Source organism: Spirosoma aureum (assembly GCF_011604685.1).
GTDB lineage: Bacteria > Bacteroidota > Bacteroidia > Cytophagales > Spirosomataceae > Spirosoma > Spirosoma aureum.
This window is the reverse complement of record NZ_CP050063.1, coordinates 8,284,975-8,300,360: the sequence shown is the minus strand read 5'-3', so window position 1 is coordinate 8,300,360 and position 15,386 is coordinate 8,284,975. Positions and strand designations below refer to the sequence as shown.

The following is a 15,386-nucleotide window of genomic DNA, read 5'->3' as shown; positions in this document are numbered from 1 at the left end:
GTCTCTACAAATAGCCAATGCCGTTATTCGGCCAGATTGAACTTCACCTGAATGCCACCCGCCGTGGTTGCCCGCCGGAACGAGTTCGACACCAGCGGATCATTGAACGTCCGGTCGAAATAGAAATTGAAGTTTAACCGGCGATTTACGATATAGCTGATCTGCGGACGTAACTGGAAGTTTACGTTTCCAGCCGTAATTATCTGTTCGGCGTCCAGCTTCCGTTGGATGGAGCGGGTATCCCGGAACGTTACATTGCAGGAAAAAGTCAGGTCGTTTTTGAGCCGTTTATAGGCACCATTGATGCGGAACGGAATCCGCACATTCTGACGAGTAAAGCCAATCGAAGCCGTCAGGTCTTTATTGCTCAATTCGGCTACCTGCGAGTTCGACAGGCTCAGCGCAATATCACGACTTTGGTTGTATTCCAGTCGGCCAGTAACGCGGCTTTTTGTCTGGAATTGAACCCCAAGCATTGGCGCAAATTTCTCCGACATGGTGATCGTACTCATGGCAACCACAGGCACATACTGATTCAACTGATTTACGATGGCCGCCGGTGAAAAGTTCTGCACAGCCAGGTTTACGTAGGCAGCCCCATATTCGAGATTGGAAATGAAATTGCCGACGCTGTAGTTTGATGAATAGCTATGGGTAATCGTAAAAGCGCTGAATTTCTTTCGAATAAAATCCAGCCCTGACAGGCCATTATAATCGATTCGCCAGTTGGGCAGTGGGAAACTATAGAAGGGTGACAGTTGCGCCTTCTCTTTCGGTTGTCCGCTATAGGCAGCAAAGAAAGCCGGAATCAACACGTCCTGCGATGTCTTTGTATACTGGCCAACACCTTCTTTATTGAGGTTCGTCAGACGGTCGAGAAAATATTGGCGATATTCTTCAAAACGATCGAAAATCGGTGACGTATTATCTTTCCGCAGACCGATAAATGCTGTTCGGAATGACCAGAACGACATACTGAACTGACCGTTTCGGACAGGTGACTGCGTCTCAAAAGGCCCACCCTGCGTGGCTGGTCGGTAATATTCCTGATAGGCGTCCGAGCGCGTTAGCCGCCATTCGACCTGCATCCTGAAATCTTTGAATGGTTCCAGGGTAGTTCGGGCGCTGAAATTTTTGGCAATTGTCTGTTGGAAAGCCGTATTCTGCACCGTACTCGGCGATAGCCAGCCTTTCTGGGCCGCTTTGTAAGCAATGTTGTAATCCTGACCGCCCAAAACGAACCCGAGTCCGGGGGCATTTTCACGACTTAAACCAAAGAACCTGGGTGTAGGCAGAAAGCCCGGCAGAATCGTAGACTCCTGAATGGTATAGGAGAAATTGATGCCCCGCACGGTTAAAAGTGCCCGCGTGAAGTTTTTCAGGACCTTACTTTCACTTCGCTCAATATCTTCAATATCACCGGGGTTACGGGCGAAGTTTTTGCGGATAGGGGAGGGCGTATTGGCAAAACGCAGGTAACGGATTTTGTTGTAAAGCCGAATCAAGTCGACACGGCCCGTAACACCCCGTTCGCGATTGTTACGCAGGATGTTTCCAAACGGCACGCCCGACGAGTCAGCAACACCAAATGAGTTTGCCTGAAACTGGTAACCAACCCCATAAATAGCATCGGCAGACATCCAGTCGAGTAGCGGAATTTTGTCGAGCGGTAAACGATAGGTAGCCCGGATGTCCTGCACAAAGTTCTTCATCCGGCCCAGGTGTTTGATGCTATTAATAATGGAATCGCGTTTGGCCTGCGTATTTATGTCGCCCGCCGGTTCGTCAATAATGGCATTAGCCTGCGCTTTATACGTTAGTACCAGACTTCGAGTCAGGTTCCATGTCAGATCATAATACCGATTGAACAGGAAATATTTTTCGTATTGTGGCGCTATACCATTGGTTGTCAGGTCCGAAGAGCGGAGTTGTGTTTTAATGAAACTCCTGTCCATATCCGTTCGAATCGAAACGAGCGTTGGCAATGGGGTCAGGTTAAAATCTTTCAGCCAGCGCAGGTAAGGCGCATCGAAAGAGGCTTTATTCCGGAATGGCTCGAACGTTTTGGGCTGACCACTATACGTATACGCAATACCACCACGCGTCTGCTGCTGCAGATACTCCTGCGTCAGGATGTTGGTCCGCTTCATGTCGTTATAAGCATAGGTAAACGACAGGTTCTCGAAATCGTAGAAATGTGATTTCGCAGTTGGACTGGTCTTTACCTTTCGAACGTTTGAGAAGTTATAGCCCCTTCGTGTGGTATTATCCTGCACTAACTGGCGATAGCTATTCCGCTCGTTTCCTTCGGCTTTTGTTGACAGCGACGTTTCCAGGGGCGTATCTGGGTCTAGCGGGTCAAAATGAGGATCTACATTCCGGTGATCGTAATTGACATACAACGGAATCCGGAATCCCCAGTTTTGCGGCAGGAATTTGTCCAGTGAGATCGCCGATGAAACACCAAATTCCGAGGTTGTTTCGCGGGCACGATCACCGATACGAGTCTGTACACCACCAAAGCCAAAGGTCGTTATTCGGCCGGAAGCCGTTACGGTTGCCACATCGGCCAGTTTCATGTTCACAAACCCAATGGCAGCCATCCCGGCATGCTGATCATAGCCATATGCCCGTAGCTCATCGACCCAAATTGTAAATGACTTCGGTCGTTCCCCATCGCCAATTATCCTGGGGTTTCGCATCCCGATCATGACTGACTGCACTGCACTCAAATCCGGATTTCCAACTACCGTGAGTCTATAATGCCCGTCGGCCGACATCAGGCTATAGGGCAGTGAGGTTCGGCGGGTAAGCTCGCGGTTGCGACTCGCTTTCAAATTGATCAGTTCCTCCAGTGCCAGATCCAGGTTGTTGGCTTCGGGCCAGACCTGTAGGCGTAACGCTTCATCAGTGGCCGCATCACCCGTGAGGTTCGGCGGAGTATGGATGAGATTCGGAATTTCGATTTCGTAATAGTTATCCGTATAATCGGTGCCTAACCGAACGAAAGCGGATACCTGACCGTCTTCTTTATCGGGATTGTGCATGTGAACGAACATCTTGATCCGTTCGCGGAACAGCAAGTCCATGTTCGTATTACGGAAAGCACCACGCGAGTCGCCGTCGCGCAGGTTGGTTACGCTCATGCGCATCGACTGTTCATTCAGTTCGACCTGACTGACCTGTGTATAATCGCGGTCGCGAACGTAACCCGGCGGAACGGTGTAGATGTATTTTTCTCCTCCCTGCTGAGCTGCCTGCGTACTGCTGTTTTCCTCGATGTTAACCGTCGAAACAGTAAACTGGGCGTCGTAGGGTTCTGGAACTTCCTGTAAACCACGCTGATTCAGGTCTCCAGTATACTTACGGTATTGGTTGGCTTCCATTTGTAATTCCGCAAACCGCATGACAACCGGCTGTTCGAAATCCGTCATGTACATCCGGATAAATCGCATGGATTTAAAGCCATTGATACCCCCTACTTTACGTGTTGGCTCCCGAATCGGAATCCGGAACTGATACCAGGTAACAAAACCTCCTGGCACATTGTCTGATTGAACCGTCACCTGATCGACAATATATTTATTCTGACCAACGGCCAGTTTGCCCGGACGCAGATCAAGTTCATATTCATAATAAGCTTCGGTATCGTTGATCGTATTGTCGATGTTGAGGTCTTCAATGTCGGGTAATGTCGACGACGCTGGAGTTAAAAACTGATTCGTAGACGTATTTTCGGGCGAGTTATTTTCCATGCCCATGTAATTTTTATACCGGGCTACGATGTATCTCTGCTGGTCGGCTTCTTCGCCCAGGTAGAATTTAAAGTCATCACCAGCCGGGTCCTGTTCAATGGCAGAAAGCGCCGTTGGATTGGTAACTCTGGTCCGGATCGTATTTAAATAACTCTGGAAACGGGTCTTTTCGGCTGTATTCCCTAAACCGTCCAGACCAATATCCTGCCTGTCGCGACCTCCGCTCTGGAAAGCGTTTGTGACAAACTGTTGATTCGGTGCGCGGCCCCAGGCAGTTTGCTCCGTTCCTGGATTGCGTGAATTAACCGTTGAATCGATTGGGAAACCGTTCTCAAACTCATAACGACTGTCTTTAATGACATCTTCCGAAACGTCGCCGATGTTGAAGATCAGCTTACCACCGGTTGTGTTGTTCGTATTCTGAACGGTAGGATCGCCACTACCCCGTACTACCCCCGCAGTGCCCTGAACAAAGGGGTCCATGAGCCAGAATGTAAGGTTTTCAATGTTGGCATTATCGAAGTCGATATCCGATGCAATCGCTCGTGTAACAGCCCCGAAATTTTGCTTTGGATTGGGTAATCGGCCGTTCGGGTCAAGGTTGGGGTTGTAATTGTACATACCCCGTTCTGCCGGAAAATACGATACATCCAGAATACTCTCGGGTAGCTGGACGGGTCGAACCGACCGACCGGGGAACAAGTCCTGCGGTAGGAAATACCGTTCATAGACGTTTTTCTTGACCTCATCCGGATCGACATTCGATACGACACCCTGCGAGCCGGGCGTATAGAGAGTCGGGTCGACGGAGTAGACCGACATCCGGGCCCGGTTATAGGCTGATTCCAGCGGAGTCTGGAATGAACCTTGCGGAAACTGTTGGGGAGTTGCCCCCAGCCGCCAGCGTGTTGGCTGACGTGTCAGGTCAAAAATGGTCCGGGCAGCCTCAAAATCGTCCAGATAACTTTCGTTTCGGGCGCGGGGGTTGGTACCGGGCAGCAACTGAGCGACTTCTCCGCTGACCTGAATGGTCGACAATTCTTTCGTTTGCACCATCGGTAGCTTATCCAGCAGCCGGGTTAAACCCGGTACATCTTTCCGAATATTGGCACTTAGTCCGAGAATGGTGTTGTTGACGGGTTCATTACCAAGCGCGACCCGAGTCAGATAACCTGCGGGGGTTTCTTTCATGTGCATGGCCGTAAAGCCAAGGCTTATGTCGCGGTTGATGGTATAGTCCAGGTGAGTACCGATCAACGACCGGATCTGATTCTGGAACAGGTCGGGTTGTTCGTAGCTGATCCGGATTTCGCGGCCCGAATTGCTGACACTTTCGTTGACGATACGCAAGCGGCCGGTCTGGGCCTCGAAAACGTAGTCGGCACCCGGTGAGAGTGGTACACCACCAGCCGTTACGGTGATCGACTGTTCATTGACACCATACGGCAATTGAACCTCGGCACCGCTGCCTGACTGGAAAGATCCCTTCAGGAAAAATTTATTCCGATCAGCCTGTTGTTGCGCGTCGGCCAGGGTTGTTTTGTAGAGTTGATTGAAAACGTACTTCGCTTTTAGTGCATCCTCATCAGCCCCAAACTGTCGTTCCAGATAGGAGCCGAAGGGTTCCAGCACAGGAAAGATAACCTTCCCGTATCGACTATCGACCGTAATATTTTCGACAAAATCAAAATTGCCGTCGGGTTGTGCGTCTAGTTGCTGGTTTAGGCGATCCATACCGAATACCTGCACAAGCGGTCGGTTCTGCGTCAGGCGACCTTCCTGAAGGTTCGGGTTATCGATACCCGTCAGATCATCTTTGTAAATAATACGTAACTGAAATCCCTGCCTAACAATCTGTGCCGTGTTGAGCGAGTAAATGTTCTTCATCATCAGGTTCCACATGGGCAACTGGAGGTTGTTGCGTATGGTCGACGATTTCAGCAATTTCAGAACCAGCACTTCGTCATCTTTACGGGACTGATAGTCTTCGGTCAGTTCACCAACTTTGTAGCGACGTCCCTGATAGGTGTATTCATAAGCCACCGCCAGAATTTCGTCGTTGCGCAGTGGCGTTACCAGCGAAATGTAACCCAGGTCGGCCTGAAGCTTGTATTCACGGTCAGTCAGGCGTTTCGAGCCCCTCAGAAAGTCATAATCCGTTCCTTTGGCCAGACCATACGAAGTGGTAAGTTGATCGGAGGTTTGGTCGACCTGCCTGAACGGCGCATTGGCATTTCCTGTCAGTTTGGTAAATAATCCATTGGCTGCATTATCGGCAGGAGTTCGTGCATTGCGTGAAAATGGCTGAAGATTGGCGTTCGTTTGATTGTATGGATTGCCTTCCCCTAAATCCTGAAAGCCAACAATATTCCGCAGCGATTCGGTTGTGTTGGTACGGTTCGTGACGTAGACTTCAATCCGGGTAACGTTTACACCGGATGTTACCTGGGGTAACGACTTAAGTGATTGCTCGTAAATATTCCGGAAAAACTGCGACAGGAAGAAGTGTCGGTTTTCATCATATTGGTCCGCCCGAATTTCAAAAGGCCGGTTCGAAGTGCCGCCCCGTAAGACGATTTCCGCCTTACGTGATCGTTGCTGCGATAACACTACGGTTGCGTTCAGTTTGCCGAAACGCAGTTGCGATTTAACCCCAAATAGGTTCTGCACCCCCGGAATCAGCTGACTATTAACGGCCCAGCTAATATTACCAACTTCCAGACCCTGCAAAATGCTTTCGTTCTGGGGCGTAAAACCGGGTAAGCTCCCGTTGGCTCCCGGAACACCCGGCAGGTTTGGGGTGGTCGGTAAATTAGGTAGATTAGGTAGGCCCTGGCCTGTGCCGAAGGCTGGTAATCCACCACCAGGTTTATAGTTTACTTTTAACGCATTCTCAAAATTGAAACTCGCTTTTGTATCAAAATTGGCTAATACGCCCAGTTTTTCACCGATTTTACCGTTGAAATTGATACTGATCTGCTCGTTGAAGAGGAAATTGCCGTTCCGTCGCTGGCGTATGGGCAGTACGGGGTTATCGATAAATTGATAGAGGTAGCCAAAATCGAGGGTAACGAAACCATTGGGTTTAAAATCGATGTTGCTGCCCCCAAATAATCGATCAATAACCGGAGGGAGTTCTAATTTGGGTATTAACCCCCGGCCAGTTACCGCGCTTTGCCCTTCGCTTCGGGCGCTATACTCACGCAGTACGTTTTGCCCGACGCGCTGGTTCTGAAGCTGGTTATAGGTCGATAGGGGAACCGACTCAGAGGGTCGGTATGGCATTCCAAACTGCGAGGGTGGGAGTGCCAGACCGGGTACAGGAATGCCGGGTGAAATCGTGCCTGGGGGCGTAGTACTCGGTGCAGCTGCATCCGGAAATACAGCCGTCGAACTGCCCGGTGTGGCAATATTCGTTCGTCCCTGTACGCTGTTTGGCGTAGGAGGCCCTGACAGTGATACGCCCGAACGAACCCTTTCTGCAATATTGACTTTGCCCTCGGGGTCAAAATGAAAGTCGGTCGAAACACCTTTTGGGTCACGCAGAATAAAGGGCGATCGGGATGGCCGTTCTGAAAAACGCGTGGCACGCCGGTCTGGCCAGTTGACGGTTGGCCGTCGATTGGCACTACGAACAGCCCTAATGCTATCCGTTCGGTCTTTAATAGCCTGTTTGATCGAATCGGCCCGCATCGTGGCCCGTCGCCGGGCTTCGGCACGGGCAGAATCCTGAGCGGCCTGTTGACGACGGCCAGCGGCTCCCCGTCGGGTAGGGGTAGGCTGGTTTTGAGCTATAGCCAGACCAGTACCCAGTACAATCCATAGTATGGGTATTAGCGTCCTGTTTCGTGTAAACACAATTCTCCCTACGGCTGGGAAACAGGTATTCATTAAGTATTTGTGAACAAGGTAAGGGTTCACCATTGACGATACTTTCAGGTTCGGTAGTGGTAGTGCGTTCAGACGCCTTACCTTAAACGGCCAAAATCGAGCCAATCGTCTAATCGATTGATAGATTTTTTAAAAGAAGAGCAAACAAACGTTCATGAGTTGTTGTTTCCGTTCGACCGATCGTAAAATTAGGCGAATTTCATCGGATTTTAATTCCTGATTTATTTTTCCTAATCGATAATAAATGTATTGATTCCACTTAAGTAATAATTACGGGCTATTCTGGTTTGGTCAACAATTCTCCTAATTAGTCAGGAAATAGATTGATAGATAGATACTCAATATATGGTCTTACAATAGTAGTCGAGGGCCGTATTTAACACACTTAGCTATACTCCGCAAGCGATTGACTTGATAACAACATATAATTATTTTCAGGATACTAACTTCCTAGGCATTTTTGGGCATCATAAGTTTTCTAAGGATTATAGATGGCCTTAATCATATCCCCAAAAGTGGACTCTCTGTTTACGTTACTGGACAACCACGAGTTGCTTGGGGCCTTTTCATTACACTGAAGTGCAATCGGCTGATAAGTATAGTTTATGATTGAGGGTCACAATATTCATATGAATTATAATGGGTTGATTGTTAATATAAAATAGCCTGAGTCCATCATTACCTATCCTGGTCTCACAAATATGTAAAAACGATGTTGGTCGAGCGAGGTTATGATGCGACTAAGTCGGTGAAAGGGTGAAAACTTCATTTTATTGTTGATATGCTAGGCTGGCTGCTGTGGTTCACCGAGTCGACATTAACGAACACCGAAGAACTGGTTTGAATCGCTTATGAATCAATTTTCCACGTTTGGCCATCATTTTTGCTGATGCGGGCTATGGTAACGAGTATGAAACACAGGCTAAGTAGACTTATTAGTGGATTTTGCAGATTCTTTGTAAGTTATTTGGTATCAAAATGTTTGTTCTTTTACCAGAAGGTGAGTGGTGTAACCAACGTTCACTTGGCTGACTCATTAACGTCAATTAAGTGTGGATTATGAAGGCTGGCTGAAAGCCTAGGAAGCGATGAATCAACAGTTTTAATTTTTTGACAATATTTTGTAGCGGCAATAATTGAAGCTGTTTAGGATTTCTTTTTTCGGTTGATTCTTCTCAAAAATAACACCACAAAGGCCAACCAATGGAACCAGAGCCAATTCTCTACATTCGTCTCATAACGGACAAGCAGGGTCTTGAAACTGTCAAGCCAAGCCTTGGCATGTTCAAGCACAGAACGCCGTTTGTAGAGTTCTTCGTCAAAATAGCCCCATTCTATCGCCGGCTCATTGGCCGAACGGGGGTTGACCCCACTGTTGGCGTTGCTTGCTCGGTTGGCACAACTCAGGCGCAAATTCTGGGCGTCGAACTCACTATCGGCATTGAGAAACAGGTCTTTAAGATTAATGTTGGCCGACTCCAGCAGCAGACACAATTCCTCAAAAAGTTTCTGAATCTCAAACAGGTCATGATGATTACCGGCTTGTGGGGTAGCACAAGCCAGCATCAGGCCCGTGTTATCGGCCAGAAACAAACTCGTCGTTGTCTTAGCCGCTTTGCGGCCTTGATAGCCTACCGCCTGACCACCCTTTTTGGCTGGGGTGTGCCAGCCATCAAGTTGGAGACTCGACAAGTCCAAAAATCGCTTGTTGAGTCTCAACACATTGAGCCAAACTCGCTTCCAGGACCCATCTTTACGCCACTCGTTGAAATGGTAATAGACACCTTGCCAAGTCAGTGTTTGGTCATCAAAAAACGGTTTAACAGGCAATTGCCTCCACTGACAACCTGTTTTGAGTTTGTGCAAAATGGCATCAATCAAGGTGCTCATCTCCACTTTAATGTCTTTGCCGCGCTGGCCCAAGCTCAGGTAGGGCAGTATCCATTTTTCACTCGTAACTTTGTCCAAGCCTTCCATGAAAGGCTAGAATTTGTGTTTCGCACCGCCCGGCGGCCCGGCTCAAATTTCGCCCTTCTTTGGAAGTCTTTTGCATTATCCTAAACAGCTTCATTATTAAAATCACTAGAAAAATTTATTTTTCTAGTGATTTTAATAATGATTGCCGCTACAATGTTTATGCGAGTAATGCTATGTTTGAGCCATTATTAGGCATAAAATATAACCTCCCAACCTTCAGGAGAGCCCAAATCACACCAAACATGGACTTTTACTTTGTATGGACCATCTACTCCTTGTGAGAACCAACTAGGCCCTGCAAGCATTCTATAACCACCATCACAATTATACCAACCTGTATACCAACGATCCTTACAATCCCATCCTAATTGAACTGCATCTGCTGTTTTTATATTTATACTAAAGCTCTCAGGCCAAACAGGACTTATCATTTCAAAATGCTGGCTGAGCCAAGCGGGGCGAGTATTTTTATCTCCTTTTCGTAAAGAATTTGTCTTAGCTGCTAGTATGTAACCTATTGCTCCTTTTTGAAGTTTAATTGAAATAGCTTCAACACTAATAGCTGCTTGGCTCTCATATTTAGAAGTGCTTCCCAATTTAGAAGAAACTGATTCCGTTTTCTGTACAGACTTAGCAAATACAGGTTCGAGAGTTAAATTGGTATTTTGTAAATAGTTACTTAACACCGATTCGTCAGTTGATGCGAACCGCATAACAACCTCGTTATTATTGTCATTATCACGCAAAATTACATCTTTTTTAAAGTATTTAACCCCAGTTTGTTTTTCTAACTGTTCTACTTCGCTCTGAAAATCCTTCTCAGAAGATGTTGGTTTCAAATCTTTGTCTACTTGTTTGTCACAGCTTGTTACTAGTGTTCCCAAGCATAAAGAAAAGATTAAAAACTTGAAAGTCTTTTTCATAGTAATGTTTTTATTGTTATGGATAATAATAGTTGATTTGACTACTCCCTTCTTGGTAATAGTACAATACAAACAAAATAGAATATTTATATGTATCCAAATTAATTTATTAATTATATTTAACTTCCGCTACTATTCTGCTATAAGCTAATGTTGGTTCTCTTATTAGGACTTACGCAAACTGATCTCTTCTCAGAAAGGCGTTCCGCTGTAAAGTAGGAAATTGGGCAACTGTCGTACATTAACAATAGGACAATTGCTATGAAGAAAACTAAGTTTACCGAGACTCAGATCGTATTTGCTCTCAAGCAAGCTGAAACTGGAGTAGCCATTGCCGGGGTGTATGTCGCAAAATGGGTATCAGAGAAGCCTCCTTTTACAATTGGAAAAAAGCATGGTAGTTTAGGAGTAACTTGCATTAACTGGAAAAAGAAAATCGTCAGTTGAAACAACTTGTAGTCGATCTGAGCTTAATAAACAGATGCTCCAAGATGTGCTAAAAAAGCTTTAAATACCAGCCCCACAAAGAACGCTGGTTCTAAGTTTGATGGAGAGTTATCGAGCTTTGGCTCGATGTGTCTGTGGGTAATTCTCTTTCGTCGATCATCCTTACACTTCAATTCACGCTGACAAGATGAACTATACTTCAACATCGAGTCAAGTAAATCGATTAGGTACGGATTCTGGTAGATCTTTACGCTCTTTCGTTGAGAAGGCCGGAAAGACAGCCATATGTGTTTATTAGAAGAACCCAATTGCGAAGTAAACACCTTAAGTGAAATCGTTCGGCAGCACACCGCTTACAACGCCCTGATCTTTAACTGTCATGAATGCTAGGGCATGAGTTTCGGGCCTTTAATCTAGTAGATAATCTTAGCCGCAAGTGTTTGGCGATTCGCGCAGGCCAATCCTTGAAGTGAAATAACATGGTAACGGCAGTGTATCAATTGAAATCAGATCAGCAGGTAGTTCCCAAGCGGATTCGAGTCGATAACATGAGCGAGTTTATTTCTAAAACATTGGATAAGTAGGCTTATGTCAACTAGGTAGTTTTAGATTTCTCCCGACCTAGAAACCGACATACAACTCATTTGTTAAATCTTTTAATGGAAGCCTAAGGGATGAATGTCTTTTGGTTCATTGGTTCTTACTCTTTAGAAGAACCAGCAGAAGATTAAAGAATAGCGGAATGAGTACAACCTATTTCGGCTACAAAGTTTATTCAATAGCTTAGCGCCAGAGCAAGTATTGGAAGGGGAAGAATTAACAAATGAATGACCAATCTTCAAACTTAAACTGGCACACTAATCAGGTGAGAATCACAGGCGACTTAAATTCCTGTCAAAATTGGCCATCAAACCATGTAAGGGTAGTGGAGGGCTATATGCCTAAATTTAGTTTAGCAGAACTGATCATAATTGACGTTGCCAGCAAAAGTCTACCGCAATGCTCGCCGGATAACATCCTCTACACTCAGATTTGGATCGGCTTTCAGGGCATCGTCTACACTCTTCTCGGCTGTTGGTTTCGGAAAGCCCAGTGCGACTAAGGCCGCCAGTGCTTCCTCGCGAACAGGGTTGCCCGCAGGTTGCTGACGATACGTCGGACCGTCGGGAACAACGCCCGATTTTTTCATTTTATCGCGTAGCTCGAGAATGATGCGCTGGGCCGTTTTGGCACCAATACCTTTGATGGCCTGTACCGCCCGAACGTTCTCTCCCAGAATGGCCAGCCGCAGGTCGGCTGGTTGCATCGCCGATAGCATACCCAGCGCTGTGTTCGGACCAACGCCCGAAACGCCAATCAGATCCAGAAACAGTGCTTTTTCGTCGGCGATGGCAAATCCGTATAGTATCTGAGCGTCTTCGCGGAAAAGGTGGTGCGTAAATAATTTAACCCGTTCGCCACCGCCGGGCAGTGTCGAATAGGTTTGGAGGGAGATATGGACTGCGTATCCTACACCATGCACGTCGATAATGACGTACGTCGTTTCTTTGTAGGCCAGCACTCCGTCTAAGTAAGCAATCATTCAGACGTTAAAAAGGCTTGTAATCGAAGCTAATACAATTGAGTAAATATACGAAAAAAGTGCGACTTTTGATAGGAATGGCGTAGAGAAAAGCTGGGTGTGGTTTGTTGCTAATAGTGGCCGTTAGCTACCTATTGGTTAACTTTTATAAAAGTAAATAATCTTCTCAGCAACTTACACCAGTAACAAATCGGGTTCTGTTTCGACTTCCCTCAAAGGTACCGAAACAAAACCCGATCAATTTACTTTCGGTAGATGGTTGTCGCTGCGGCCTGTGCACCAGCCAGAATGGTCATATCGGCAATGGTAACGTTGGCGGGTGCTGTTACGGCGTAGACAATCGCGTCGGCAATATCGTCGGGCGTGAGGGGCGCAAAGCCTTCGTAAACCTTGGATGCCCGTTCGCTATCGCCTTTGAAACGGACGACTGAGAATTCGGTTTCTACTGCGCCGGGAGCAATGTTGGTGACCTTGATTCCATGCTGAATCAAGTCTAGTCGCATACCAGTACTGATGGCTTCAACAGCAGCTTTACTGGCACAATAAACGGCTCCGTTCACATACGTTTCTTTGCCCGCAACCGAGCTGATATTGACAATATGGCCCCGCTTCCGTTCGACCATACCCGGCATTACGGCTTTCGAGACATAGAGCAGTCCCTGCACATTACCGTCGATCATCTGGTCCCAGTCGGCAGGGTCGCCGTCCTGAATCGGTGACATGCCATGTGCATTGCCAGCACTATTAATCAAAATGTCGATAGCTTTCCATTCGTCGGGTAAGGTGCGGATAGCGTGCTCAACTTCGTCCCAGGTGCGTACATCGAAATTCAGGGTCACGATAGCCGTTTGTGCGCCAAGGTATTCCTGCAATTCGTCAAGCCGTTCCTGACGACGTCCACACAGAATAAGGCGATAGTCGAGATCCGCAAAAGCTTCGGCAGTGGCGCGGCCAATACCCGAAGTAGCGCCGGTGATGAGTGCAATCATAAAAAACAGGTTGTGTAGGTATCTTACAAAACTAATAGAATCCTTGCTGATCAGTTACTCCTTAAACCTATAGACGATAAAATAAGGGTCATAGTTATGAATAAACTGAATTGTAAGCGTACATCGGCGCGGAATTTGCTATAGGCTAAATAAGCTGACGTTTGTGTTCGGTTTGTAGAAGAAATGTCACCAAAAACAGAACTAAAGATACCTTTAATTGCCGCTTAATCAGTTCGGCCAAATGGGGTAAACGTCTTTATTGGAATATTCGTTATGCGCTGAAAACCAGCTATTCACATTTTTTTTGGTTACACAATTCGTGCTGGTATATGCGGGCCGAAATCATGTAACCAAAGGGCATAAACAACATAAATAACCTTAACTATGATACCCGACTTTTCGGTAGTGATACCAACGTATCAGCAACCGGCTCTGCTTCTAAAATGCCTCGATGCACTGGGTAAGCAACGGCTTTCCCGCGATCAGTATGAGATCATTGTAGTCGACGATGGAAACTCGCCCGAAACGGCAGCTGCTGTCGCTCTTTTTACGAAGCAGATCGCCAAGTCGGGTGGGCCACTGGAGGTTCGTTATTTGGGCCAACCTCAGTCGCGGGGGCCTGCAGCAGCGCGAAATCGGGGATGGCGAGCCGCACGAGGGCGCGTTGTTGCGTTTACGGATGAGGATTGTCTTCCTAGTTCTGAATGGCTTTCTTCAGCACTGACAGGTTTTCAGCGTGGGGCACAGGTCATGACGGGGCAGCTACGATTGACGTTGCCTGATACGACCACACAGTACAATCCCAGAACGCCGTATCTGGAAATGAGTGAGTTTATTTCAGCCAACTGTTTTTGCCGGAAATCGGCGCTTGAGCGCGTGGGGGGCTTTGAAGAAGCATTTGATTTTGCCTGGCGTGAAGACAATGACCTCCAGTTTAAGTTTATTCAGTTGGGCATACCGATCAGCAAATGTCCGGAAGCGGTTGTTGTTCACCCCATGCGCGAAACGCCCTGGTATGCCTCGTTAACGAATGAGCGGAAGAATCGGTACGATGCACTGTTATACAAGCGACACCCGGAGTTGTTCCGGCAACGTATTGAAACTGACCGGAGTCTGATACTTGAGTATTATGCGTCTGTATTGGGGATGACCGTTGGCGTTATTGGCGCTTTATCGGGTAGTGTGATTACGTCAACCGTTGGCTTTGGCGTTTGGGGTATATTATCGGCCGGTATGATCTGGCGCGATTTGCCCGATAACGTAACTGGGGCTAATCTGAAACAAACGATATTGACAACACTGGCAACGCCATTCCTATCGGTCTATTGGCGGCTATATGGAGCTGTAAAATATAAAGTCATGTACTGGTGATTGACTGAGTTGAATATGGGGCAAGCGGATATTGGAGCAGCGGTCAGGTTCTTCAACCTGACCGCTGCGGTTTCTCAAAACCGCGTTTGGCCTGACCGACGAGATTTAGAGCATCGCACGGTGAACCGTCGTATCGGCGATCCGCCCTCGCTTTGTCGGTTTTAAGAAACATCCCCACATCCTCACATCGACTTATTTCCGGTACTCTATCCACGAAGCTAATCGGCTCCGGATTGAACTACTTGCGGAACAGCTAACCTTTTTTTAACTACGAAAGCCTCCTCAAACCGGCTAAGTAAGGCTGGTCGAAACACGACAACGAGAGTAAAATCTAGCCATCTCACTGATTACCTTTAAGCTGGAATTTATAGCTGAGAGCCGTTTAATAAACTGTTTCGGAAACACCAAGGGCAGCTGCCAACTGAATTCAGAAGACAATTGAATGAGAGGT

General features: G+C 47.1%; 6 protein-coding genes and 1 pseudogene. 2 read left to right on the top strand and 5 right to left on the bottom strand.

Annotation, left to right across the window (positions count from 1 at the left end):
- Positions 1-23: 23 nt before the first annotated feature.
- The 3 genes from sov to G8759_RS33160 form a co-directional block, all read right to left on the bottom strand.
- A complete protein-coding gene (gene sov / locus G8759_RS33170) occupies positions 24-7,646 on the bottom strand; it encodes a T9SS outer membrane translocon Sov/SprA (protein ID WP_394353276.1) in 7,623 nt (2,540 codons plus the stop codon).
- A gap of 1,146 nt (positions 7,647-8,792) precedes the next feature.
- The gene (locus G8759_RS33165; protein ID WP_167217718.1) at positions 8,793-9,623 is read right to left on the bottom strand and encodes a transposase; all 831 of its coding nucleotides are present in this window, start codon (positions 9,621-9,623) and stop codon (positions 8,793-8,795) included.
- Positions 9,624-9,811: 188 nt separating this feature from the next.
- Entirely contained in the window at positions 9,812-10,546 is a 735-nt protein-coding gene (locus G8759_RS33160) for a hypothetical protein (protein WP_167217716.1), read from the bottom strand.
- A gap of 261 nt (positions 10,547-10,807) precedes the next feature.
- Here G8759_RS33160 and G8759_RS33155 point away from each other — a divergent pair.
- Positions 10,808-11,051, top strand: a pseudogene (locus G8759_RS33155) (transposase); the annotation flags it as partial.
- Between the two features lie 933 nt (positions 11,052-11,984).
- On the opposite strand, the gene ruvA reads toward G8759_RS33155, so the two are convergent.
- Entirely contained in the window at positions 11,985-12,575 is a 591-nt protein-coding gene (gene ruvA, locus G8759_RS33150) for a Holliday junction branch migration protein RuvA (RefSeq protein WP_167217714.1), read from the bottom strand.
- 242 nt (positions 12,576-12,817) lie between these two features.
- Entirely contained in the window at positions 12,818-13,564 is a 747-nt protein-coding gene (locus tag G8759_RS33145; protein WP_167217712.1) for an SDR family NAD(P)-dependent oxidoreductase, read from the bottom strand.
- 384 nt (positions 13,565-13,948) lie between these two features.
- On the opposite strand from G8759_RS33145, the gene G8759_RS33140 reads away from it, so the two are divergent.
- Positions 13,949-14,935 (top strand): glycosyltransferase family 2 protein, encoded by a 987-nt coding sequence (locus G8759_RS33140; protein WP_167217710.1) that lies wholly within the window; start codon positions 13,949-13,951, stop codon positions 14,933-14,935.
- Positions 14,936-15,386 lie beyond the last annotated feature (451 nt).

Excerpts from the sequence above, each read along its gene's own strand:
- G8759_RS33145 (WP_167217712.1), bottom strand. The coding sequence starts at position 13,564 with ATGATTGCACTCATCACCGGCGCTACTTCGGGTATTGGCCGCGCCACT.
- G8759_RS33140 (WP_167217710.1), top strand. The coding sequence starts at position 13,949 with ATGATACCCGACTTTTCGGTAGTGATACCAACGTATCAGCAACCGGCT.
- G8759_RS33165 (WP_167217718.1), bottom strand. The coding sequence starts at position 9,623 with ATGGAAGGCTTGGACAAAGTTACGAGTGAAAAATGGATACTGCCCTAC.
- ruvA (WP_167217714.1), bottom strand. The coding sequence starts at position 12,575 with ATGATTGCTTACTTAGACGGAGTGCTGGCCTACAAAGAAACGACGTAC.
- sov (WP_394353276.1), bottom strand. The coding sequence starts at position 7,646 with ATGAATACCTGTTTCCCAGCCGTAGGGAGAATTGTGTTTACACGAAAC.
- G8759_RS33160 (WP_167217716.1), bottom strand. The coding sequence starts at position 10,546 with ATGAAAAAGACTTTCAAGTTTTTAATCTTTTCTTTATGCTTGGGAACA.